Below are 23,205 nucleotides of genomic sequence, written 5' to 3'. Positions count from 1 at the left end.
TGCAGGCCACGGATCGGCTTCTGACAATCCGTGGCCTGCCATGAAGACCGCTTACTGCGGCACGCCGTTTTCCCAGCTTTTCCAGTCCTTGACGATTGCCTGAACCAACGGATTGCCGGTGCGATACAGGTTTTCCAGCGCCGGCACGAACGCGCCCTGATCGGCGTACTTCAAAAGATTGTCCACTTCGCTGTAGCCCGGATAAGGACGATCGAAGTCAGAGCCTGCGCGTACCACGGCAAGGCGATTGACGTCGACCTTGCCGGCCTTGCTCGCCCTGAGCAGCGCTTCGTAAGTGGAGTTGTCTTCCTGCTGGGTTGTGCAATACACGCCCTTGTTGTCGGTCAGCAGGCGCGTCCAGACTTCCGCCCGCTCGCTCAAACGTGTCCCCGAAAACCACGTGTTGCCCGCCAGCGTGTCACATTGTGTGACCTGCGGCGGCTGGTTGGCAGGCGCGTAAGGATATTTCACCCGCCACGCAGCGGACTCCTTGCTTTCACTGAGCGCGACTTTCTGCGACAGCGCAAAGGCCTTGGCCTGCAGCTTGGGGTTGAGCTCGAATACTTCTGTCTTGTAGTCCAGCGGCGGCTTTTCGTTCGGCCCTTTGGTGTTGATGCCCAGATAGCCGGTCGGCCAGTCCTTGGGCACATCACGTGAATCGATTTCCCACTGAGTGCCGAACTCCACCAGATAATGAGCCCACGCCGTGGTGCCGAGCGTGCCATGGTGCGGGTTGATGCCAGCAATGCCTGCGACGATGAAGTAGGTCTTGCGCAGGTCAAACCGGGGTGAAAGGGCGAGGGCCAGGGTGGAGGCGGCAGCATTGGTCTGACCCATGCCGGTAACCAGCAGGCAGGTGTCCTGATCGTTGCAGCGGATGGTCGGGTACTCGGCGGCAAGGCCAGGCACCTCGATTTCTTTGGTCAGGTGCAGGCGGTCGATCCAGTTCTGCGCCTCGGGGGCGAACATGGCGATCAGCATCACCTTGGGCGTGACCGGCGTGGTGGACGCCCAGATGCCCGGGCTGAGCAGGGCAAGCGAGGCGCAGAGGGCGTTACGAGTGATGCTTTTCATGAAAACTCCTGTAGTCAAAGTCATGGTCAGAACTGGTAACCAACGCCGGCGTAGTAACCCCAGCCGTCCGAGCGGGCGCGGAAGTTGCCTTCACCGAAATTCAGCTCGCTGCCGTCCTGCCAGTTGCCGCCGTTATGAAAGTAGCGACCGACGAGCGTGAAGCGCAGGTGAGTGAAGGCATACAGCAGGACGTTCGTGGCGACCGTCGAGTTGGCGGTCCGCGCCGGATCGTTCTTGAGGTCCGAGCCGAAGTCGAAATTGGTGAAACCGATGTAGGTCAGCGATGCGCCGTTGTCGAATTTGGTGATCGGCACAATATATTTGAGCTGTGCGCGGTAGCCGTCCCACGAGTATTCGTTGCTGGCGCCGTAGTTTTCCCACTGGTAGCGGCCATAGAAGTTGGCCGACAGATTGACCCGCGACTTCGTATCGATGTCGGTGCCGATACCGCTGTAAAGGGTGTTGGCGCGGTTGGCCGAATTGCTGCCGTGGTCGTAGATCCAGTCGAAGGCGACGTACCACTCTTTGAACGGCCCCACGGCCAGGCTGCGTCCTGCCAGATAATCAATGGAGATGCGCGGTTCATGCTCCATGAACACCGGCGAGCCATGGTCCCAGACGCCCTTGTCGTTGCGGTTGCCGATGTCGAGGATCTTCGGCACGTCGATATAGCCGTACAGCTCGAACGGGCCTTTGCGGCCGAAGTACTCGTATTCCAGATAAACGTCGTCGACCGGTTGCGGGCCGAAGCTGATGTCCTTGCTGCCGATCAGCGTAAGGTCCTGATTGAACCAGTCGGACAGATAGGCGCCTTTGCCTTCCTTGGGTGATGCCGGCGGGCTGAGGGTCTCGCCCTGCGCGGAGTCTTCGGCTGCGGCAGGTTGTGCCTGCGCCATCGCGCAAGGCAGTGCGAGCGAGGCTGTGAACAGAAGAGGGATCAGAAATCCGGGTGACGCGGCGGACTGCGTGGAGGACTGCATCGGTATTGAAACTCCTTTTAACGGCACGTATTGCGATCCGCAAACGTTTGCACAGGACGTGCCAAAGGAATTCAACCGGTTGAAAACCAAGGAAATTCAGTAGATAACGTGACTGATCGGGCAGGATTCTGCCCGCCTGTTGTGCGCGGTGACACTCTGAATGCCCCGTGATGTTTCGTTTCGCACGGCCAGGGCGTTCGGATGATCAGAAACCTGGGCGTGCTGCCGCAATCACCACGACCGCCAGCCCGATGAGCAGGTTGATGCCGACCAGTCGTCGGATTCTGCCCAGCGCTGCCACGCCTTCCGACCACTGCTCGGCTTCCACTGCACGTTGCAGTTGCGGCAACTGCAACGAATGGATACGAAGAAACAGCGCCACCATGACCACGTACAGCCCCATCATGATCTGCACGTAGCGGGGCGCGGTTTCGAAGCTGGTGAAGTTCAGCTGGATCATCCCGATACCCGTGACCGGCAGCACGATGACGGCCGCCCAGACCCAGACGAAGAACCTTGGAAATACCTGGACCCACACTTTCAAGCGAGACGGTCCTTCCAGTGCTGCAATGACGGCTGGGCGCAATATCATCCATGCGAAAAACATCCCGCCAACCCAGACCAGAGCAGCCAGCAGATGCAGCGTATAGACAGTGGAAAATGTGGTCATCGGGTACTCCGTTCTGCGCGGATGGATTTAGCGCGCTATGATAGCGCCCACTCAGAACCACTGAAAATTTATCCAGCCTTTTTTGCCGTGCCCCTGAACCGAAGCCAATGATCAGTACCGAACTCAAATCCCAGATCCAGGGCGCCTACTCGCGTTTCCTCGAAGCCAAGAGCCTCAAGCCACGTTATGGCCAGCGATTGATGATCGCCGAAGTCGCCAAGGTACTGGGGGATATCGATACCGATGAAGAAGGGCGGCGCTCGGGCGACCCAGCCGTGGTCGCCGTGGAAGCGGGCACCGGTACGGGCAAGACCGTGGCCTACGCCATCGCGTCGATCCCTACGGCCAAGGCCGCTGGTAAACGTCTGGTGATTGCCACGGCAACCGTCGCGCTGCAGGAGCAGATCGTCTACAAGGACCTCCCCGACCTGATGCGCAACACCGGCCTGAATTTCACCTTCGCGCTGGCCAAGGGGCGTGGCCGTTACATGTGCCTGTCCAAGCTCGACATGCTGCTGCAGGAAAGCGATGCCACCAACGCGACCGCGCAACTGTTCGAGGAAGAAGGCTTCAAGATTGAAGTCGACGAAGCCAGCCAGAAGCTGTTCACCAGCATGCTGCAGAAGCTGGCAGGCAACAAATGGGATGGCGACCGCGACAGCTGGCCTCAGGAGCTGGATGACAAGGACTGGGCGCGTCTCACCACCGACCACAGCCAGTGCACCAACCGCCATTGCCCCAACTTTCAACAGTGCGCTTTCTATAAAGCGCGTGAGGGCATGGGCAAGGTCGATGTGATCGTCACCAACCACGACATGGTACTGGCCGACCTCGCGTTGGGCGGCGGTGCCGTGTTGCCTGATCCGCGTGACACGCTGTACGTGTTCGACGAAGGCCACCATCTGCCGGACAAGGCTATCGGCCATTTCGCGCATTACACCCGCCTGCGCTCCACCGCCGACTGGCTGGAACAGACCGCCAAGAACCTGGCCAAGCTGCTGGCCCAGCATCCGTTGCCGGGCGACCTGGGCAAGCTGATCGAGCAGGTGCCGGAACTGGCCCGCGAGATCAAGGGCCACCAGCAGTTCATGTTCGGTGCCTGCGAGCAGCTGGCCGATTTCCGCGCCGGTGAAGACATGCAGGGCCGCGAACGTCCGCGTCATCGCTTCGTGGGTGGCGTCATTCCCGAGCACATCCGCGAGATGGGCATCGAGCTCAAGAAAGGCTTTGCCCGCCTGGACGACCTCTTTACCCGCCTGACCGATCTGCTCAAGGAAGGTATGGACGGCGAGGTCAACATCGGCATCGCCAGCCATCAGGCCGAAGAATGGTATCCGCTGTTTGGCAGCCTGCTGGCCCGTGCCCACGGCAACTGGGAGTTGTGGACGGCATTTACCGCCGAAGATCCGGAAGACAGCCCACCCATGGCCCGCTGGCTGACGCTGGCCGACAGCGGGGCGCTGTTTGACATCGAGGTCAACGCCAGTCCGATCCTGGCGGCCGAGATGTTGCGCCGCAACCTGTGGAACATCGCCTACGGTGCGCTCGTGACGTCGGCCACACTGACTGCGCTGGGTAAATTCGATCGTTACCGCATGCGTGCCGGCCTGCCGAAAGGTGCAATCACGGCGGTTGTACCGAGCCCGTTCCACCATGCCGATGCCGGCGTGCTGCGGGTGCCGGACCTCAAGGCCGACCCGCGTGATGCGGTCGCCCATACCGCAGCCATCATCCGTGACTTGCCGGGTCTGGTCGAAGGCTCGCGCGGCACGCTGGTGCTGTTCTCTTCGCGCAAACAGATGCAGGACGTGTTCGATGGGCTGGATCGGGACTGGCGCAAGCAAGTGTTCATCCAGGGCAATCTGTCGAAACAGGAAACCCTGAACAAGCACAAGGCGCGGGTCGACAGTGGCGAATCCAGCGTGCTGTTCGGGCTGGCCAGCTTTGCCGAGGGTGTGGATTTGCCCGGTGCGTATTGTGAGCACGTGGTGATCGCCAAGATCCCGTTCGCGGTGCCGGATGATCCCGTCGAAGCTGCGCTGGCCGAATGGATCGAGGCACGTGGCGGCAACCCGTTCATGGAGATTGCCGTGCCGGATGCGTCACTGCGTCTGGTCCAGGCCTGCGGACGTCTGCTGCGCACCGAAGAAGACCGCGGCACCATCACGCTGCTGGATCGCCGGGTGGTGACTCAGCGTTACGGCAAAGCAATCCTCAACGCACTGCCGCCGTTCCACCGGGAAATCTCCTGAATCAAGGCTGAACGGCGTCTGGCAGCAGTTCCCAAAACGGCCAATCGCTGGAACAATGTGCGCCCATTCAGTTGGCCGTATTCAGGGCCTTCAACGCGACATTCAGGAGTCAGCGGTTTTGCAGATCCAGGGTCATTTCGAACTTGAATTCGAAGCAGTGCGTGAAGCCTTTGCGACGCTTTTTGACGATCCTCAGGAGCGCGGCGCTGCGTTGTGCATCCAGGTTGGCGGTCAGACGGTCGTCGATCTCTGGGCCGGCACCGCTGACAAGGACGGCGCTGAAGCCTGGCATACCGATACCATCGCCAACCTGTTCTCCTGCACCAAGACCTTTGCCAGCGTTGCCGTTCTGCAACTCGTTGAAGAGGGCAAGCTGCAACTGGACGACCCCGTGGCCCGGATCTGGCCCGAGTTTGCCGCTGCAGGCAAGGCTTCTATTACCTTGCGTCAGTTACTGTGTCATCAAGCGGCACTGCCGGCCATCCATGCACAACTGCCCGTAGAAGCGCTTTACCAATGGGACACCATGACCGCTGCCCTGGCGGCCGAAGAACCCTGGTGGACTCCGGGCCAGGGCCATGGCTACGCCGCCATTACGTACGGCTGGCTGATTGGCGAGATGCTGCGTCGTGCCGATGGCCGTGGTCCGGGCGAGTCCATCGTTGCGCGGGTTGCACGTCCCTTGGGGCTGGATTTTCATGTGGGGTTGGCCGATGACCAGTTCCATCGCGTGGCGCACATCGCGCGAGGCAAAGGCAATGTCGGCGATGATGCGGCCCAGCGTGTCCTGCATGCGACAATGCGTGAGCCTGCCTCGATCACGGCAAAGGCTTTTACCAATCCGCCATCGATCCTGACCAGCACCAACAAGCCGGAATGGCGTCGCATGCAGCAACCTGCTGCCAATGGCCATGGCAATGCCCGCAGTCTGGCGGGCTTCTATAACGGTCTGCTGGACGGAAGCCTGCTGGAAGCCGAGTTGCTTAACGAGCTGACGCGTGAACACAGCCTCGGCCAGGACAAGACCCTGTTGACTCCGACCCGATTCGGTCTGGGTTGCATGCTGGACCAGCCGACCGTGGCCAACGCGACCTTCGCACTGGGCCCGAAAGCATTCGGTCATCCGGGTGCCGGGGGTTCGGTAGGCTTTGCAGACCCTGATTACGAGGTGGCGTTTGGCTTCGTCACCAACACGCTAGGCCCTTACATTCTCATGGATCCCCGTGCACAAAAACTGGTCAGGGCGTTACGTGAGTGTTTGCAGTAAGTTTCGTCTATAAGTGTTTGTTTCATACCGACTGTCAGTTAAACGGGGTATAACGGGGCCGTATGACGGTTTCTCTTTCCACCTGTAACTTCATGCGTGTTATACGGACGTAACAACGTTCCTTCTGTCTGATCAAAAACTGTTGTGGGTCATCCATGTCGTCTAATAAAAGCCTCGTTCTTGCTCTGTGCATTGCCGTCACCGGCTGTGCTCAAACTCCTCAATCCGATTCTGCTGCAACTGACGGCCATTGGTGGCAGTTCGGTTCGGGCGCAGCCGCAGACGATGTCTCCGCAAAAGCTCCGGCGCCGAGCCCTGCAGCGCCGGTCGCCAAGGCTGCTGAAAAGCCAGCCCCGGCTGCCGATGCGCAGAGTACCAGCCCTTGGTACTGGCCGTTCGGCTCGGACGACAAGGCGGCAGCAACGCCTGACGCAGTTGCCAGCAAGCCTGCGGATAAGCCTGCAGCCCCTGCTCTGGTTGCCAAGTCTGAAACCGATACCAAATGGTGGTGGCCTTTCCCAAGCGCCGACGCTAAAAAAGATGAGCCCAAAGCCGCTCCGATGCCTGATCCGAAAGTGACCAAGGCCTGGCTTGACGAGTACGAGCCTCGCGTCCGTGCGGCCATCAAGGACACTCCGTTCGAACTTGAGCGTCGCGAAGACCTGCTGGCAATCACTGCGCCGGTAGACAGCTCGTTCAACCCGGATCGTCCGGCCATGCTATTGCCGATCACACTGGGTCCTATCACCCGTCTGGCCAAGGCTGTTGAAGGCGACAAGAAAACGGCCGTGCTGATTCTGGGTCACGCTGACACGTCGGGTCCTACCGAAGCCAACCAGAAAATCAGTCAGGAGCGTGCGCAGTCGGTTGCGGCGATCTTCCGCCTCAGCGGTCTCGAGCGTCAGCGCCTGAGCCAGCGAGGCATGGGTGCCGTGATGCCGCGTGCGGCCAACGACAGCGCGCAAGGTCGTGCACTGAACCGTCGCGTCGAAATCCTGATGACGCCACAGGACACCATGGTGGCCCTCATGAGCCGCTATGCGCTGCCTCCGGTTGCTCCGACCATGGTCGCGACTCAGGACGTCAAGCCTGTCGTGCCTGCCCCAGCCCCGGCCAAGAAAGCGGCTGTGGCAAAGAAAGACACGGCCAAGAAAGCTGCACCGGCCAAGGCGAAAGCCAGCACTGCCAAAAAAGCCGCTCCGGCCAAGTCCACCGCAGCGGCCAAAAAGCCTGCCGCGAAGACGCCTGCCAAAGACGCAGCAGCCAAGAAGACCGACGCCCAGGCGAGCAACTGATCCCGGGTAGCTCCTGACCGTTCCCACGTTCGCGTGGGAACGCTTCTACAGACGCCTCGCGTCTGATCTGACTCAGGGCATTCGCTCACTGTTCAGTCGTTAGATACTCCAGCCGCGACAACAGGAATCACACCATGACCCAGACTCTGGCTGACATGCGCCGTGACTACACCCGCGACGGTCTGACCGAAGCGCAGTCACCGGATGAGCCGTTTGCGTTGTTTCATCAATGGTTCGCCGAAGCGGTGAAAACCGAGCAGGCTCCGGTTGAAGCCAATGCCATGACCCTGGCAACGGTTGACGAGGAGGGGCGTCCGCACTGCCGCGTACTGCTGCTCAAGGGGCTGGACACTCAAGGCTTCACATTCTTCACCAACTACGACAGTGCCAAGGGCCAGCAACTCGCTGCGCGTCCTTTCGCCGCGATGACCTTTTTCTGGCCGACGCTGGAGCGTCAGGTGCGTATCGAAGGGCGAGTGGTAAAGGTCTCCGTGCAGGAATCGGACGCCTATTATCAGGTCCGGCCGCTGGGCAGCCGTCTCGGTGCATGGGCCTCGCCGCAAAGCCGGGTGATCGCCGACCGTGAAGAGCTTGAAGGTCTGATCAAACAGACTGAACAGCGATTTCTCGACACCGCGCCTCATTGTCCCGAGCACTGGGGCGGCTATCGTCTTCTGCCGGAGCGGATCGAGTTCTGGCAGGGGCGTTCGAGTCGCCTCCACGACCGTTTGAACTATCGTTTAGAAGACGGGGAATGGACACGTGAGCGTCTGGCGCCCTGATTGAATTATTTGCCGCCCGGGTCGTCTGAGCGTTACATGGGTTGTCGCTGTATGGCACCTGAATGAATATAAATTGCGGAACCTGGGTCGTGACAGTATCGAAGTCGGATAGTCTAATGGCCACTGGTTCCTCTGGAGATACCTTTTATGCGCAAGTCTGCTCTTCTGGTTGCTTCGTTCACTGCCATGGCGCTGACGATGGGCGGCTGTACTTCGAACCTCACCGGTGACTCCTATTCCCGTGACGAGGCACGTACCGTACAGAACGTTCGTCTGGGTACCGTTGAATCCTTGCGTCCAGTGAAAATCGAAGGCACCAAGACCCCCATCGGCGCAGGTGCCGGTGCGATCGTTGGTGGTGTAGGCGGCAGCGCAATCGGTGGTGGTCGCGGCAGCGTCGTGGCAGCAGTGATCGGTGCCGTGGCCGGCGGCCTGCTCGGCTCCGCGACCGAAGAAGGTCTGACGCGCACTCAGGGCGTCGAGATCACCGTTCGTGAAGACGATGGCAGCATGCGTGCCTATGTGCAGCAGGTCGAGGAAAACGAGATTTTCAGGGTCGGCGAGCGTGTTCGTATCATGACCGTCAACGGCACGAGCCGCGTGACACACTGATCCGCGATACGAATCAACCGAAACCCCGAGCCGAAATGCTCGGGGTTTTTCGTTTCAGGCGCACTCTCTTTTCAGCGCTTCGGCGTCGTCTTGCAGGCCATGACCATCACGCCGTAGCCAATGATGGCCGACAGTATCGAACCGGTCAGAATGCCCATGCGATCCTCTCCCGCATACCCGCTGACGCCTGGCTCGAACGCCAGTGAGCCAACGAACAGGCTCATGGTGAAACCGATACCGCACAGGATCGAAACCCCTAGCACGTGGCCCCAGTTGGCGTCCTTTGGCAGCGACGCCAGGCGCGTCCTGACCGCCAGCCAGGTCAGCCCGAACACTCCCGCTGTTTTGCCCAGCAACAGGCCCGCAGCGATGCCCAGCGGGACCGAATGGGTAAAGCTGTCCATGGTCACGCCGGCCAGCGAAACACCAGCATTGGCGAACGCAAACAGAGGGAGGATGCCGTAAGCGACCCATGGATGCAGGCCGTGTTCCAAGGTCAGCAAGGGAGAGGCCTTGGCGCTCGTGCGCAAGGGAATGCAGAACGCCAGCATCACGCCTGCGAGCGTTGCGTGAATACCGCTTTTCAGAACGCAGACCCACAGCACCAGACCGATAAGCAAATAAGGCGCAAGCCTGCTCACGCCGGACCGGTTCATTGCGATCAGCGCAATGATCGATACGCCCGCCAGTATCAGCGATACCTGTGAAAGCTCACCGGAGTAGACCAGCGCGATGACGATGATTGCGCCCAGGTCATCAATGATCGCCAGCGTCATCAGAAACAGCTTCAGCGAGACCGGCACGCGTTTGCCGAGCAACGCGAGTACGCCCAGAGCAAACGCGATATCGGTTGCCATGGGAATGGCCCAGCCGTGCAGGGCTTCGGCATTGCCTGTATTCAATGCGACATAGATCAGTGCCGGAACCACCATGCCGCCGATGGCCGCCGCACCAGGCAGCACGATCTGAGAAGGTTTGGACAGATGGCCTTCCAGCACTTCACGTTTGACCTCAAGGCCGATGACCAGAAAAAACAGCGCCATCAGCCCGTCGTTGATCCACAGTAAAAGAGGCTTGGCGATTTGCAGGGCGCCTATCCGGGCCTCGACCGGTGTCTCCAGAAAAGCGTTATACAGCCAGGAAAGCGGCGAGTTATTGATAACGAGGGCAAGGGCAGCAGCCGCAATCAACAGCAGGCCTCCCGCTGCTTCGAGCTGAAAAAAGCGCGTAATGGTATTTCGCATGGGCGCGACCATTCTCCGTCTACGGTAAAAAGGGTCGACACCCTAACCCGTTGATTGCAGAGTTAAAACAAAATTTATATTCGTTTTTGTTATAGGTTTGACAGTTTCTTGCACAATAAAAATAGGGCTTAAATTGTGTTGCTAGTTAAGTCGTGAATGTGGAGTTAATTGCGTAGGAAGTTTCTGAAAATTGATATTTTAAATGTTAATTGTAACTTTATAAGTTATTGAGATTGGCAGTGCACGGACGCTTGCGTGGCAAGACGCCCGTGATCAGGCCGCGGCAGCTCAGTCGTCGATTCCCAGCATGTCTCGTACCAGCGCCTCGGCTATGCGGATGCCGTCCACGCCAGCGGACAGAATGCCGCCGGCATAACCTGCGCCTTCGCCGGCCGGGTACAGCCCTTTTGTATTGAGGCTTTGCATGTTCGGGCCACGCGTGATGCGCAGCGGTGCCGATGTGCGGGTCTCGATGCCGGTCAGGACCGCATCGTGCAACGAAAAGCCTTTGATCTGCTTGTCGAAGGCGGGCAGGGCTTCACGAATGGCTTCAATGGCAAAGGCGGGCAGCGCGTCGGCGAGATCGACCAGCTTCACCCCCGGTTTGTACGAAGGTTCGACGCTGCCCAGCGCGGTGGACGCCTTGCCCGCGATGAAGTCGCCGACCAGCTGCGCAGGCGCTTCGTAGGTGCTGCCGCCCAGCAGATAAGCGTGAGACTCCAGACGCTCCTGCAGTTCGATACCGGCCAGCGGGCTGCCCGGGAAGTCCTGTTCGGGCGTGATGCCGACCACGATGCCCGAGTTGGCATTGCGCTCGTTGCGCGAATACTGGCTCATGCCGTTGGTCACCACACGATTGGGCTCGGATGTCGCCGCAACCACTGTCCCGCCAGGGCACATGCAGAAGCTGTACACCGAGCGGCCGTTAGTGGCGTGATGCACCAGCTTGTAGTCGGCAGCCCCCAGTTTCGGGTGACCGGCGTATTTGCCCAACCGGGCACGGTCGATCAGCGATTGCGGATGCTCGATACGGAAACCCACCGAAAACGGCTTGGCCTCCATGAAAACCCCGCGGCCGTGCAGCATGCGGAACGTGTCGCGGGCGCTGTGGCCCAGCGCGAGAATCACGTGACGTGACGCGATCTGCTCGCCGCCTTCAAGGACCACACCATTCAACTGGCCATCGTCGATCATCAGATCAGTGACGCGCTGCTGGAAGCGTACTTCGCCGCCCAGTTCCTCGATCTGATGACGCATGTTTTCAACCACGCCGGTCAGGCGGAAGGTGCCGATGTGTGGCTTGCTGACGTAGAGAATTTCTTCCGGCGCGCCAGCCTTCACAAACTCGTGCAGCACCTTGCGGCCATGAAAGTACGGGTCCTTGATCTGGCTGTAGAGCTTGCCATCGGAGAACGTGCCTGCGCCACCTTCGCCAAACTGGACGTTGGACTCCGGGTTCAGAACGTTTTTGCGCCACAGGCCCCAGGTGTCCTTGGTGCGCTGACGCACCTCCTTGCCGCGCTCGAGAATGATCGGCTTGAAGCCCATCTGCGCCAGCAACAGGCCTGCGAAAATCCCGCAAGGGCCGAAGCCGACGACTATCGGCCGTTCGCTCAGGCCTTCCGGCGCATGGCCGACCACCTTGTAACTGATGTCGGGCGCCGGGCCGACGTGGCGGTCGTTGGCCAGTTTGCGCAGCAGCCCGTCTTCGTCACTGACCTGAAAGTCTATGGTGTAGATGAAGCACAGTTCGGAGGACTTCTTGCGCGCATCGTAGCTGCGCTTGAAGAGGGTGAAGTCCAGCAGTTCGCTGCTGTCGATGCCCAGGCGCTGCAGCAGAGCAGGGCGCAAGTCTTCGTCCGGATGATCGATCGGCAGTTTGAGTTCGGTGATTCGTAACATTAAGGGGTCCAGTTTTCGGGCCGCAGGTTCAGCCCGACAGCACTACAAGAACCGGCGATTATAAGCGCTGAACCCCGTTGGCGGCGAGTCGAGGTGTGCAGTCCTGGCGACGACGGGTGCCATCGGTCGCCAAAACCCCGTCCCAGGGATGGATCAGTCGTCCCGCGAGCCGCCGTAGTAGCCGCAGCCGCGCTGGGCCTGGCCGTTGAGGCGCAGCTCGGCGGTGAGGTGTTGCACCGACCCGTTGACGCTGTCGACGCAACGCTGTGGCGCGACCCAGAGTTCGATGCGCTGGTTGTTGGCTTCGCTGCTGACACTGAAGCTGCCATCCGGCAGTTGTTCTTCAAGGTAAGGCACGGCAAGCGGCGGCTGGCCCTCGCGCTCAAGGACCATGCCCTTGCCGCTGACGTTGACGTTCCACGCCGGCTTGTTGCCATTGACGTGCAAGGTCAGGCGCTTGAAGTTCAGGTCCTCGCAGGACTGGCCGGGTCGTTCCACACGATAGATCTGGTGCAGGTCCAGTTGACCGTCACTGTTGGCTGCCTTGCTGGCGGCGAACGAGCCGCGCAGGTCCGCAAAGACGCGTCCCTTGCTGTCGGCCAGACTCGCGGCCTCCTGCAGAAGGCCGGTGTCGTTGCGGTCCTTGACCACGTAGCGACGCTGCTCGTTGCACGGCTTGAACATCAACTGCCCGTTCTCGCCAGTCAGGTCGCCCTGCATGCGGATCATGCCGACCGTCGAGACTTTCGGTGTGTCGGTACTGGTGCCCAGCAGCTGGCAACCGGCGAACAACGGCAGAAGGGCGAATACGAGGACGGAACGAGCAGCGAACATTGGGCGGGTCTCCAGACAAGTGCCGCCACGTTACGCAGACTGCTGCCGCATCACAAGACCTGATACGTCAGTCCGGTGTGCAGGCCTTCTACGCTTTTGGCATAGGCCATTGCGACATCGGCGGCGGGAACAGGTTTGAAGCCTCTGAAGTAAGCGCTGTACTTGCCCATGGATTCGAGCAGCACTGAGTAACAGCGTGCGCGATTTGCGGCGCGACGGCTTCGATCTGGCGGTTCGCTTAAAGGTAGCCAGTGATGAACGGCTGATGGCCAGGCCGTTATCGGCCATGCAGGTTGCACAGGCTGCTCAAGGAATACCAGACGGCAACGACACCGATGTTTCTGGTTCACCCTTCGAGAGCGAAGTGTCAGGGCGAGTGCGGGTGATTATCTGGTGGGATGGTTCGAGCGCAGCGGCTCGGCGCTGGAGCGTTTGGCGTGAGGGTGAGAGAGGGAAGGCATGCCCACGCAGGTGCGTGGGCATGATCATGGCGCGCTTTGCTAGGCTCTGTACGAAAAGTGGCTGCGCTCGGTGATGCTGCGTTAAAAACAGGCTCGGAATGCTCATTTACAACACGTAGACTCCGCTTCCTCGCCTGTTTTTGCCTTGCCTGACCTTCGCTCGCCGACTTTTCGTACAAAACCTAGCCGCCCAGATAGGCGTCCCGCACTTTCGGATCGACCAGCAGCTCTTCACCGGTGCCCTGCATCACCACTCGACCGTTTTCCAGCACATAGGCACGGTCGGCGATTTTAAGGGCCTGGTTGGCGTTCTGCTCGACCAGAAAAACGGTCACGCCATCACGTCGCAGTTGTTCGACGATCTCGAAAATCTGCTGAATGATGATGGGCGCCAGACCTAGCGACGGTTCGTCCAGCAGCAACAGCTTGGGCTTGCTCATCAGCGCACGGCCGATGGCGAGCATTTGCTGTTCGCCGCCGGACATGGTGCCGCCGCGCTGCGTGAAACGTTCCTTTAGGCGCGGGAACAGGTGCAAGACCTTGTCCATCTGTTCCTGGTAATCGCCTTTCTCGGTGAAGAAACCGCCCATGGCCAGGTTTTCTTCGACGGTCAGGCGGGCGAACACGCGGCGGCCTTCGGGCACTACCGCGATGCTCTTGCGCATGATCACCGACGATTCCTGGCCGACCAGTTCCTCGCCCATGTAACGGATGCTGCCGCTGTGAGCGCGCGGTGAGCCGCACAAGGTCATCAGCAAGGTGGACTTGCCGGCACCGTTGGCGCCGATCAGGGTCACGATCTCGCCTTGGCGGACGTCAACGTTGACGCTGTGCAGCGCCTGGATCTTGCCGTAGAAGGTGGAAACGTTTTCGAACTGCAGCATTTACGCTTCCCCCAGGTAGGCTTTGATCACTTCAGGATTGTCACGAATCTGTTCCGGCGTTCCGTCGGCCAGTGGCGTGCCCTGATTGATCACTACGATGTGGTCGGAAATGCTCATCACCAGCTTCATGTCGTGCTCGATCAGCAGCACTGTGGCGTTGTGCTCGTTGCGCAACACGCCGATCAGCGCTTTCAGGTCTTCGGTTTCCCGCGGGTTCAGACCGGCTGCCGGCTCGTCCAGCATGAGAATGCGCGGGCGCGTCATCATGCAACGGGCGATTTCCAGGCGGCGCTGCTGACCGTAGGCCAGTGTCCCGGCCGGGCGATTGGCGAATTCCTTGAGGTTGACGGCTTCCAGCCAGTGTTCGGCGTAGTCCATGGCTTCGCGTTCGCTGCGACGGAAGGCCGGCGTCTTGAACAGTCCGGACAGAAAGTTGGTGTTCAAGTGACGATGCTGGGCGACCAGCAGGTTCTCGACAGCGGTCATTTCCTTGAACAGACGCACGTTCTGGAAGGTCCGCACTACGCCCTTGCGCGCAATCTGGTGACCGGCCAGGCCCTGAATCGGTTCGCCATCCAGCAGGATGGTCCCGCCGCTGGGTCTGTAGAAACCGGTCAGGCAGTTGAAGACAGTGGTCTTGCCCGCGCCATTGGGGCCGATCATCGACACGACCTGCTTTTCATGAACGGTCAGGGCAACGCCATTGACCGCCAGCAGACCGCCAAAGCGCATGCTCAGGTTTGTGGCTTGCAGTAGAGGCTGTTTCATTTGGCCGCCTCCGCTTTCAACTTCATGACAGGTCGTTGCATCGGCAGGAAACCCTGAGGACGCCAGATCATCATCAGCACCATCAGGGCACCGAACATCAACATGCGGTAATCGCTGAACTCACGCATCAGTTCAGGCAGCAGGATCATCACAATGGCCGCGAGAATAACGCCCAGCTGGGAACCCATGCCGCCAAGGACCACAATGGCCAGAATGATTGCCGACTCGATGAAGGTGAAAGACTCCGGCGTTACCAGACCCTGGCGAGCGGCGAAGAAGCTGCCTGCGAAACCGGCGAACGCTGCCCCCAGGGTAAATGCCGAGAGCTTGATCACGGTCGGATTCAGCCCCAGTGCACGGCAGGCAATTTCGTCTTCGCGTAAGGCTTCCCAGGCACGACCGATCGGCATGCGCAGCAGGCGGTTGATGACGAACAGCGCCGCCAGCGCCAGCAGCAGGGCGATCAGATAGAGGAAGATCACCTTGCTGATCGGGTTGTAGTCCAGACCAAAATACTGGTGGAACGTCTGCGCACCCTCGGCTGCACGGCGTTCGAAGCTCAGGCCGAACAGGGTTGGTTTTTCGATGTTGCTGATGCCGTTCGGGCCGCCGGTGATCTCGGTCATGTTGCGCAGGAAAATACGGATGATTTCACCGAACCCGAGCGTCACGATGGCCAGGTAATCGCCCCGTAGCCGCAGGACCGGGAAACCCAGCAGGAAGCCGAACAGCGCTGCCAGCAGACCGGCCAGCGGCAGGCTTTCCCAGAAACTCAGGCCGAAGTAGTGCGACAGCAACGCGTAACCATAGGCGCCGACCGCGTAGAAACCGACGTAGCCCAGGTCCAGCAGGCCTGCGAGGCCGACCACGATGTTCAGGCCCAGGCCCAGCATCACGTAGATCAGGATCAGCGTTGCGATATCGACTGCGCCGCGCGAGCCGAAGAACGGCCAGACGAACGCCAGCACGATCAGGGCGGCAAGGCCCCAGCGCTGGGTTGTAGGCCGGGTCATGAAGTCGCTGGTTTTCTGTGAGATCAGTGGGGCGCGATCACGATTGCGCAAAGTGCTGATCTTCTCGGCGAACAGCACGCGCAGAAACAGCAGGACCGAACAGGCCGCAATGACGGTCAGGGTCATGGGGCTGGCGTTATGCACTTGCAGGGTCACGCCGGAAAAGGCCAGTTTCAGGCCGAACACCGGGTAGGCAACGGCCCACACCAGCGCAGCGCTGAACAGCGCCTGTTTGAAAGACTTGCTCATACTTTCTCAACCTCCGGACGACCCAGGATGCCGGTCGGGCGAAATAGCAGCACCAGGACCAGCAGGCCGAAGGCCACGACGTCCTTGTACTGATCACCAAAGATGTCGGCACCGAAGGCTTCGGCGACGCCCAGCACCAGACCGCCGAGCACGGCGCCCGGAATCGAGCCGATGCCGCCCAGTACCGCAGCGGTGAACGCCTTGAGACCTACCAGAAAGCCCGCGCTTGGATTGATCACGCCGTATTGCATGCTGAGCAGCATGGCGGCAACCGCAGCCAGCGCGGCGCCGACCACGAAGGTCAGGGCAATGATGGTGTTGGTGTTGATACCCAGCAGGTTGGCCATCTTCATGTCCTCGGCGCAGGCGCGGCAGGCGCGGCCCATTCGCGAGCGGGAAATGAAGAGGGTCAGGCCTGTCATGGCCACCAGCGTGACAGCGAATACCACGATCTGCATGTAGGAAATCAGCACTTCCTGTGCGCCACCGGGGCCGAATGACAGGCTGCCGGGCAGCAGGTTAGGGATGGCAAAGTTGCCGGAACCCTGGGAAAGCTGGACCGAGTTCTGCAGAAAGATCGACATGCCGATCGCAGAAATCAGAGGAATCAGACGGTTGCTGTTGCGCAGCGGACGGTAGGCGACCCGTTCGATGCTGTAACCGTAGGCGCTGGTCACGATGATGGAGGCGGCGAAACCTGCGATCATCAACAGCGGCAGGCTGTCGATACCCATCATTGCAAGGCCGGCAAGCGCCATGAAGGCAACGTAGGAACCGATCATGTACACCTCGCCGTGGGCGAAGTTGATCATTCCGATGATGCCGTAAACCATCGTGTAGCCGATGGCGATCAATGCATACGTGCTGCCAATGGTCAGGCCATTGACCAGCTGTTGCATGTAGTGGAATAACTCGGGCATTTACCGCGCTCCTAAAAACCTGATCTGCATTTCTCCGGCATGCGTCGGGTACGCATTCTGTCGATGCGTTGCCTGTGACGCCGCCAGCGAACCGCTGGTAACGGTTTTAAGATTTTCAGGTGGCCTCTGCCGGATCTCGGCAGGCGGGCCATGATTCGTAAAACAAAGCCCACTGCGGTGGCAGTGGGCTTCGGTTGTCAACGCAAGCTGCTTATTTGGCGGCTTCGGTCTTCGGCTTGCCGTAGTGCCATTCGTAGACCACGAACTGGAAGTTCTTCAGGTCGCCCTTGGCGTCGTAGCTCAGTTCGCCCATCGGGGTCTTGAACGTACCGGCGTGGATGGCGGCCGCCACCTTGTCGGTGTCTTCGGTCTTGGCGGCAGCGATGCCGTCGGCAATGACCTGAACGGCAGAGTAGGACGGGTAGACGAACGGACCGCTCGGATCCTGTTTCTTGTCCTGGAAGGCCTTGGTCAGCGCCTGGTTGGCGGGATCCTGGTCAAAGGATTTCGGCAGGGTGACCAGCAGGCCTTCGGAGGCTTCGCCAGCGATTTGCGAGATGGAGTCGTTGCCCACACCTTCAGGACCCATAAACCTGGCGTTCAGGCCTTTTTCCTTGGACTGGCGCAGAATCTGGCCCAGCTCCGGGTGGTAGCCGCCGTAGTAGACGAAATCGACATTGGCTTGCTTGAGCTTGGCGATCAGCGACGAGAAATCCTTGTCACCGGCATTGATGCCTTCGAACAGGGCAACCTTGACGCCTTTGCTTTCCAGCGTGGTTTTTACTGCCGAAGCGATGCCTTCGCCGTATTGCTGCTTGTCGTGAATGACTGCAACGATTTTCGGCTTGGCGACGTCTGCGATGTAGTTACCGGCTGCAGGTCCCTGCGCGCTGTCCAGACCGATGGTACGGAATACCAGCTTGTAGCCACGGTTGGTGATATCAGGGCTGGTGGCTGCCGGGGTCACCATGATGATGCCTTCGTCTTCATAGACGTCGGATGCAGGTTGAGCGGAGCTGGAGCACAGGTGACCGATCACGTATTTCACGCCATCGTTGACGACCTTGTTGGCGACTGCCACGGCCTGTTTCGGGTCGCAGGCATCATCGTATTCGACAGCTTCGAGTTTCTTGCCATCGACACCGCCCTTGGCGTTGATCTGCTCGATGGCCATCCTGGCGCCGTTGAACTGCATGGTGCCGTACTCGGCGACCGGGCCAGTCTTGGGACCGGCGATGCCGATCTTGATGGTGTCGGCTGCGAACGAATGGCTGGCAACCCCGGCCATAACCAATGCGGCGAACAGCCTGGAAAGCTTCTTGGTACCCTTAGTCATGATGCTCCACTCTTGCGTTGTAGTTTTTATAATCCTGCTGGCCAAGGCTACAGGACCGGCTTCGACACCGATCTTCCCCCGCTCCGCCAACTGTACCGGAACAGTTTAGAGTGCCGGTGAATCGCTTGGAAAGCACGGGGCAATGGGGTAAACCGGTGTGTGTCGCTTAATCGAAAGAAAGTTACAGAATCCAACCGCCCCGATGTCGTGAAGACCGGGCGGATCGTGGTGGATTTCGCGGCTTTCCTGCAATCAATCACTTGCTTCCGGGTTTTTCTACGAGAAAGGCGGCGGTATCATTGCGCCGATTTCCTTTCTGGTGAAACCCATGACGCAAGAACCTAGCACCCTCTATGCCAAACTGCTCGGGGAGACCGCCTCAATTCGCTGGAAAGAATTGCAACCATTCTTTGCCAAGGGTGCCCTGTTGTGGGTCGAGCCACCTCTGGATCTGATCGAAGTTGCCGAGGCGGTAGCCGAAAACGACGCTGCCAAAGTGTCCGCATGGATGGACGCCGCAAAGGTCGGCAAGGTGTCTGAATCAAAGGCAATCGAGCTTGTAGAGAGTGACCCGCTGCTCTGGGCGGTGGTAGTGGCACCTTGGGTGTTGATCCAAAACAGGGCGTCGGACTGATCTGTGCGCCATGCGGGTGCTCGTGACGGCACCTTTGTGGGTGCCACGGTAACTTCGTGATTGCCCGCGTAGCAAAAAGCTACACCGCCCCGCTCGAGGGCACGCCTTTCAGTCAGACCATCGTGACCGTTGTGTGCGAGAAGGGCTGCGGGTGGCCAGAGCATGTTCAGCGCCCGGCAGGTCGTCGAACAGATCGAGTGAACGCGGTATGTCCGCATCCCGATCCTTGACGTCCAGCATGAGCGATGCGGGCCACAGACTGGCAGGTTCTCGTCCGTTCGTTTCCCTGACCAGCGGCAGAATCCGTTCCAGCGGCTGCGGCTTGCTGAACAGATAGCCCTGCACGTAATCGCTACCGAATTGACTGAGAAATTCCAGTTGTGCAGGCGTCTCGACGCCTTCTGTCACCACTTTGAGGCGCAGGGTGTGGGCCATCACAATGATCGCCTGAACGATCTCCATGTCCTGAGGCGATTTCGGAATGTCGATGATGAACGATCTATCGATTTTCAGTGTGTCCAGCGGCAGCCGTTTCAGGTAGGCGAGTGACGAATAACCGGTCCCGAAGTCGTCGATCGAGAGCGAGACGCCCAGGCTGCGAATATGCTTGAGCATCAGGATCGTATTGCTGATGTTGCCCATCAGCGCGTTCTCGGTCACCTCCAGTTCCAGGCGGCCCGGGGCTACATTAGCTTCGCTCAGCGCCTGTTCCACTTCTTCGGTCAACTCGTCCCGACTCAGGTTCAGCGCCGAACAGTTCACCGTGATGATCAGCTTGTCCAGGCCGTCGAGGCGCAATGCGCCCAGGTCGCGGCAGGCGCGGCGCAGTACCCAGTTGTCCAGTTCGGCAATCAGCCCGTTCGCTTCGGCGATACTGATGAAACGATCGGGCACCAGCAGTCCGTGCTGCGGATGATTCCAGCGCACCAGCGCTTCCAGCTTGGCGATGTGCCCGGTGCGCAGATCGACAATCGGCTGGTAGTACACCTCAAGGCCTGTCTCTTCACGCAGGGCGTTGCGCAACTCCTCTTCCAGATGTAATTCCAGACTGGCTTTGTTCTTGAGGGCGGGGCTGAAAAAATTGACCCGGTTACGGCCGTTGCCCTTGGATTGGTAGAGGGCGAGGTCGGCGTGCTTGAGCAATTCATCGCAGGTTGAGCCGTCCCGTGGAAACACTGCGATGCCAATGCTGGTGGTCATGACCATGCGTCTTCCGGCCAGCGCGATGGTCTCTTTCATCTTGTGCATGACGCGGTGCGCCAAGTGTCGGGCTTCTTCGTAGTTGGGGATGCTCAGCAGGATGCAGAACTCGTCACCCCCGAACCTCGCCACCACGTCCTGGACGCGCGTGGCGCTGCGGATTCGCTCGGCGATTACCTTGAGCAACTCATCACCTGCATCGTGACCCAGGCTGTCATTGATACGTTTGAAGTGGTCGATGTCCAGGAACATCACTGCCAGCATGCCTTGTCCGATCGTATGCTCGAGCAGTTTTTCAGCGAATATCTGGTTGAATCCGCGGCGGTTGATCAGGTTGGTCAGCGGGTCGTAATGCGCTACCTGCTGAAGCGAGACCCGCGCCTGATCCAGTTGAGTGAGCAGCGCATTGACGCGCTGAAGGTCATGCTCCTTGCCCTGCAGTTTCTTGTCGGCCATCGCCGCACTGATGCTGCCGGCAATGATCAGCAAGGTGATCACGGCAATGGTCAGGCCCAGTTGCTGGCTGTTTGCAGCGCTCGGCAGGTGCAGCTCTGCGCCCTGGGGAATGACGAGGTGCAGGGCGCGCATGCCCATCAGGTGCATGGTCAGCAGGCCTGCACCCAGAAAAACGCTCAGCCCGTAACGAAACATCTGATGAAACATGCCGCTGTACTGCCGCAAATGGCGGGGCAGGGTGAGCAAGGCCACGCTGGCAAGAATGGCGACGACAACGGAGAGAACGAAGGTTTTTGGCTCGTAGTACTGCACGGCGTCGGACCGCATGGCCCCCATGCCCAGGTAATGCATGAGGCTGATGCCAAGACCCATGACCACCGCGCTCGTCAGGCAGCGCCTGAGGGTCAGTGTCTGGATGGTCAGCGCCTCGATGGCGAACAGCGCGGTCATCAGCACGATCAGCAGCGACGCCAGCGTGATGCCCAAATCGTAGGTGATGGTCAGAGGTGCCTGAAAAGCCAGCATACTGATAAAGTGCATGGCCCATACGCCGCCCGCCAGACACAGCGCTCCCAGCGCCTTCCAGATGCGTCTGCTTTTGAGGGCTTCGACCTGAATGACCCGGTCGGCGATGTCCAGTGTCGCGAAGCACGCGGCACAGGCGACTCCGTACGCCAGCGCAACCAGAAACAGATTATGACTGCAGTTGATCAACAGTTGCCCGTCCGCCGGGACCCCGGCGAACACATTCAAACCCAGCCACTCCATAGCAAGCCCTATATCTTTACTGCCAGGGCGCCAAGGCTAAAGGCCTGGCGATTCGGAGTGAGTATAGAAGCTGTTGTCAGTTTGCCAGTACGCATCTCCAGGAATCTGAAAAGCGGCAATAACGAATAGTTATAAGAAATCTTCATCGAAGATGCGGTTTACGAATGTTTACAGACACGCCACCCTCAGCCTTCTAGATTGTTACCACTAATAAGAAGGGACGATCGCCTCATGACCACGCTTCGGACGGAAACCCCTATTCAGGCCGCCAACGCATGGCGCGTCCTCTTTTTGTTGTTCCTCGCCAACCTGTTCAACTTCTTTGACCGCACCATCCCGGCCATAATCGTCGAGCCCATTCGCATGGAATGGCACCTGAGTGATTTTCAGCTAGGGCTTCTGGGAACCGCGTTCACGCTGGTATACGCCATCGCCGGTCTGCCGCTGGGGCGTATGGCGGACAACGGATCGCGCAAGAAGCTGATGGGTTGTGGTCTGGCGGTGTGGAGCGGCTTGACGGCGGTCAATGGCATGGTCGGCAGTTTCTGGACCTTTCTGTTGGTGCGCATGGGCGTAGGTATCGGCGAGGCCAGTTATGCGCCTGCGGCGAATTCGCTGATCGGTGACCTGTTTCCGGCGCATAAACGTTCCCGTGCCATGGGCATTTTCATGTTGGGACTGCCATTGGGTCTGCTGCTGGCGTTCTTCACCATCGGTGCCATGGTCAAGGCGTTCGACAGCTGGCGCGCCCCCTTCTTCATCGCAGCGGTGCCTGGGCTGCTGCTGGCCGTGTTCATCTTTTTCATCAAGGAACCCAAGCGTGGCGCGGCTGAAAGCGTGCGCATGTCGGAAGTCAAAATCGAGAAACCGATCCGCCGAGTACTGTCGATCCCCACATTCCGCTGGCTGGTGCTCGGCGGCCTGACCTTCAATTTCGCCACTTACGCCTGCAACTCGTTCATGGTGCCGATGCTGCAACGCTATTTCCTCCTGCCCTTGCAGGAAGCTGCAGTCGCGACGGGCGTGATCGTCGGCGTGACCGGATTGTTAGGCCTGACGGCAGGCGGCTGGATCGCCGACAAACTGCACCAGCGTTCGCCCAATGGAAGGCTGTTGTTCGCGGCGTTCAGCATGTTGGTGGCGACGATCGCCACAGGCTATGCCTTGCACGCCGGACGCATTGAAATCGGCGTGTTCGTGGCGGTATTCAGCGTGGGCTGGTTGTTCGCCTACAACTTCTACACCTGCGTTTACACGGCCATTCAGGACGTGGTCGAACCACGCCTGAGGGCGACGGCAATGGCATTGTTTTTCGCCGGACTGTACCTGCTGGGCGGTGGCGCGGGGCCGGTTGTGGTTGGCTTGCTGTCCGATCATTTCGCCCATGCAGCGATGGCGGTCGCAGGGGCCGACGTGATGAACGAAAGCTTCAAGGCCATCGGTCTGCACGACGCCATGTACCTGATCCCGGCGGCATTGCTGATGACGCTGGTGTTTTTGTATCTGGCATCACGTTGCTTCAGCAGGGACGCTGAGCGGATGAAGGCAAGAATGGTCGCCGAGGAACCGGCAGAAGTCGTGGCGGACCCGGCGGCGGTGTGACG

At 59.7% G+C, this 23,205-nt stretch carries 19 protein-coding genes and 2 pseudogenes; 8 read left to right on the top strand and 13 right to left on the bottom strand.

Annotated features, from left to right (window positions below; genetic code table 11):
- Positions 1–51: 51 nt before the first annotated feature.
- From JTJ32_RS19690 to JTJ32_RS19680, 3 genes are all read right to left on the bottom strand, one after another.
- Positions 52–1,074, bottom strand: a complete 1,023-nt coding sequence (locus JTJ32_RS19690) for a purine-nucleoside phosphorylase (RefSeq protein ID WP_099226084.1) — start codon at positions 1,072–1,074, stop codon at positions 52–54.
- A gap of 26 nt (positions 1,075–1,100) precedes the next feature.
- Positions 1,101–2,060 carry a nucleoside-specific channel-forming protein Tsx gene (locus JTJ32_RS19685; RefSeq protein ID WP_371321848.1) on the bottom strand — a complete coding sequence of 320 codons (960 nt, stop codon included), beginning with the start codon at positions 2,058–2,060 and terminating at the stop codon, positions 1,101–1,103.
- A gap of 199 nt (positions 2,061–2,259) precedes the next feature.
- A complete protein-coding gene (locus JTJ32_RS19680) occupies positions 2,260–2,724 on the bottom strand; it encodes a CopD family protein (protein ID WP_099226083.1) in 465 nt (154 codons plus the stop codon).
- 107 nt (positions 2,725–2,831) lie between these two features.
- Here JTJ32_RS19680 and dinG point away from each other — a divergent pair, with 107 nt between their 5' ends.
- The 5 genes from dinG to JTJ32_RS19655 all read left to right on the top strand — a co-directional run bounded on the left by dinG (position 2,832) and on the right by JTJ32_RS19655 (position 8,932).
- Positions 2,832–4,976 (top strand): ATP-dependent DNA helicase DinG, encoded by a 2,145-nt coding sequence (gene dinG / locus JTJ32_RS19675; RefSeq protein ID WP_210043038.1) that lies wholly within the window; start codon positions 2,832–2,834, stop codon positions 4,974–4,976.
- Positions 4,977–5,094: 118 nt separating this feature from the next.
- A complete protein-coding gene (locus JTJ32_RS19670; RefSeq protein ID WP_210043037.1) occupies positions 5,095–6,243 on the top strand; it encodes a serine hydrolase domain-containing protein in 1,149 nt (382 codons plus the stop codon).
- Between the two features lie 155 nt (positions 6,244–6,398).
- Positions 6,399–7,538: an OmpA family protein gene (locus JTJ32_RS19665; RefSeq protein ID WP_210043036.1), complete on the top strand. Its 1,140-nt coding sequence runs from the start codon at positions 6,399–6,401 to the stop codon at positions 7,536–7,538.
- A gap of 134 nt (positions 7,539–7,672) precedes the next feature.
- Positions 7,673–8,320 carry a pyridoxamine 5'-phosphate oxidase gene (pdxH, locus tag JTJ32_RS19660; protein WP_099226080.1) on the top strand — a complete coding sequence of 216 codons (648 nt, stop codon included), beginning with the start codon at positions 7,673–7,675 and terminating at the stop codon, positions 8,318–8,320.
- A 147-nt stretch (positions 8,321–8,467) separates the two neighbouring features.
- Complete coding sequence (locus JTJ32_RS19655) at positions 8,468–8,932, top strand: outer membrane lipoprotein (RefSeq protein ID WP_004887833.1); 465 nt, start codon at positions 8,468–8,470, stop codon at positions 8,930–8,932.
- A 71-nt stretch (positions 8,933–9,003) separates the two neighbouring features.
- On the opposite strand, the gene nhaA is transcribed toward JTJ32_RS19655, so the two are convergent.
- The 4 genes and pseudogenes from nhaA to JTJ32_RS19635 form a co-directional block, all read right to left on the bottom strand.
- On the bottom strand, positions 9,004–10,188 hold the full coding sequence (gene nhaA, locus JTJ32_RS19650) for a Na+/H+ antiporter NhaA (protein WP_210043035.1): 1,185 nt from the start codon (positions 10,186–10,188) through the stop codon (positions 9,004–9,006).
- A gap of 276 nt (positions 10,189–10,464) precedes the next feature.
- On the bottom strand, positions 10,465–12,078 hold the full coding sequence (locus tag JTJ32_RS19645) for an NAD(P)/FAD-dependent oxidoreductase (protein ID WP_184320764.1): 1,614 nt from the start codon (positions 12,076–12,078) through the stop codon (positions 10,465–10,467).
- A gap of 153 nt (positions 12,079–12,231) precedes the next feature.
- Positions 12,232–12,912: a COG3650 family protein gene (locus JTJ32_RS19640; protein ID WP_210043034.1), complete on the bottom strand. Its 681-nt coding sequence runs from the start codon at positions 12,910–12,912 to the stop codon at positions 12,232–12,234.
- A 50-nt stretch (positions 12,913–12,962) separates the two neighbouring features.
- A pseudogene (locus JTJ32_RS19635) lies at positions 12,963–13,100 on the bottom strand (short chain dehydrogenase); the annotation flags it as partial.
- Between JTJ32_RS19635 and JTJ32_RS26465 the strand changes: the two are divergent.
- Positions 13,085–13,204, top strand: a pseudogene (locus JTJ32_RS26465) (LysR family transcriptional regulator); the annotation flags it as partial. The pseudogenes JTJ32_RS19635 and JTJ32_RS26465 sit on opposite strands and share 16 nt — an antisense overlap.
- Before the next feature lie 351 nt (positions 13,205–13,555).
- Here the strand turns inward: JTJ32_RS26465 and JTJ32_RS19630 are convergent.
- From JTJ32_RS19630 to JTJ32_RS19610, 5 genes are all read right to left on the bottom strand, one after another.
- Positions 13,556–14,257, bottom strand: a complete 702-nt coding sequence (locus JTJ32_RS19630) for an ABC transporter ATP-binding protein (protein WP_099226076.1) — start codon at positions 14,255–14,257, stop codon at positions 13,556–13,558.
- Positions 14,258–15,025 carry a high-affinity branched-chain amino acid ABC transporter ATP-binding protein LivG gene (gene livG / locus JTJ32_RS19625; RefSeq protein ID WP_099226075.1) on the bottom strand — a complete coding sequence of 256 codons (768 nt, stop codon included), beginning with the start codon at positions 15,023–15,025 and terminating at the stop codon, positions 14,258–14,260.
- Positions 15,022–16,287, bottom strand: a complete 1,266-nt coding sequence (locus tag JTJ32_RS19620) for a high-affinity branched-chain amino acid ABC transporter permease LivM (protein ID WP_099226074.1) — start codon at positions 16,285–16,287, stop codon at positions 15,022–15,024. Before JTJ32_RS19620 ends, livG begins: the two co-directional genes overlap by 4 nt.
- Positions 16,284–17,207 (bottom strand): high-affinity branched-chain amino acid ABC transporter permease LivH, encoded by a 924-nt coding sequence (livH, locus tag JTJ32_RS19615; protein WP_099226073.1) that lies wholly within the window; start codon positions 17,205–17,207, stop codon positions 16,284–16,286. The genes JTJ32_RS19620 and livH overlap by 4 nt, the downstream gene beginning before the upstream one ends.
- Positions 17,208–17,418: 211 nt before the next feature.
- On the bottom strand, positions 17,419–18,543 hold the full coding sequence (locus JTJ32_RS19610) for a branched-chain amino acid ABC transporter substrate-binding protein (protein WP_099226072.1): 1,125 nt from the start codon (positions 18,541–18,543) through the stop codon (positions 17,419–17,421).
- A 328-nt stretch (positions 18,544–18,871) separates the two neighbouring features.
- Between JTJ32_RS19610 and JTJ32_RS19605 the strand changes: the two genes are divergently transcribed.
- Complete coding sequence (locus JTJ32_RS19605) at positions 18,872–19,177, top strand: DUF2288 domain-containing protein (protein ID WP_099226071.1); 306 nt, start codon at positions 18,872–18,874, stop codon at positions 19,175–19,177.
- 108 nt (positions 19,178–19,285) lie between these two features.
- Here JTJ32_RS19605 and JTJ32_RS19600 read toward each other — a convergent pair whose 3' ends face one another.
- The gene (locus JTJ32_RS19600) at positions 19,286–21,601 is read right to left on the bottom strand and encodes a putative bifunctional diguanylate cyclase/phosphodiesterase (protein WP_210043033.1); all 2,316 of its coding nucleotides are present in this window, start codon (positions 21,599–21,601) and stop codon (positions 19,286–19,288) included.
- A 231-nt stretch (positions 21,602–21,832) separates the two neighbouring features.
- On the opposite strand from JTJ32_RS19600, the gene JTJ32_RS19595 reads away from it, so the two are divergent.
- A complete protein-coding gene (locus JTJ32_RS19595; RefSeq protein ID WP_099226069.1) occupies positions 21,833–23,203 on the top strand; it encodes a spinster family MFS transporter in 1,371 nt (456 codons plus the stop codon).
- The last annotated feature ends 2 nt before the right edge of the window (positions 23,204–23,205 follow it).

Origin of the sequence: Pseudomonas alliivorans (assembly GCF_017826695.1) — a bacterium.
Lineage (GTDB): Bacteria > Pseudomonadota > Gammaproteobacteria > Pseudomonadales > Pseudomonadaceae > Aquipseudomonas > Aquipseudomonas alliivorans.
This window is presented reverse-complemented; position numbering and strand designations above follow the sequence as displayed.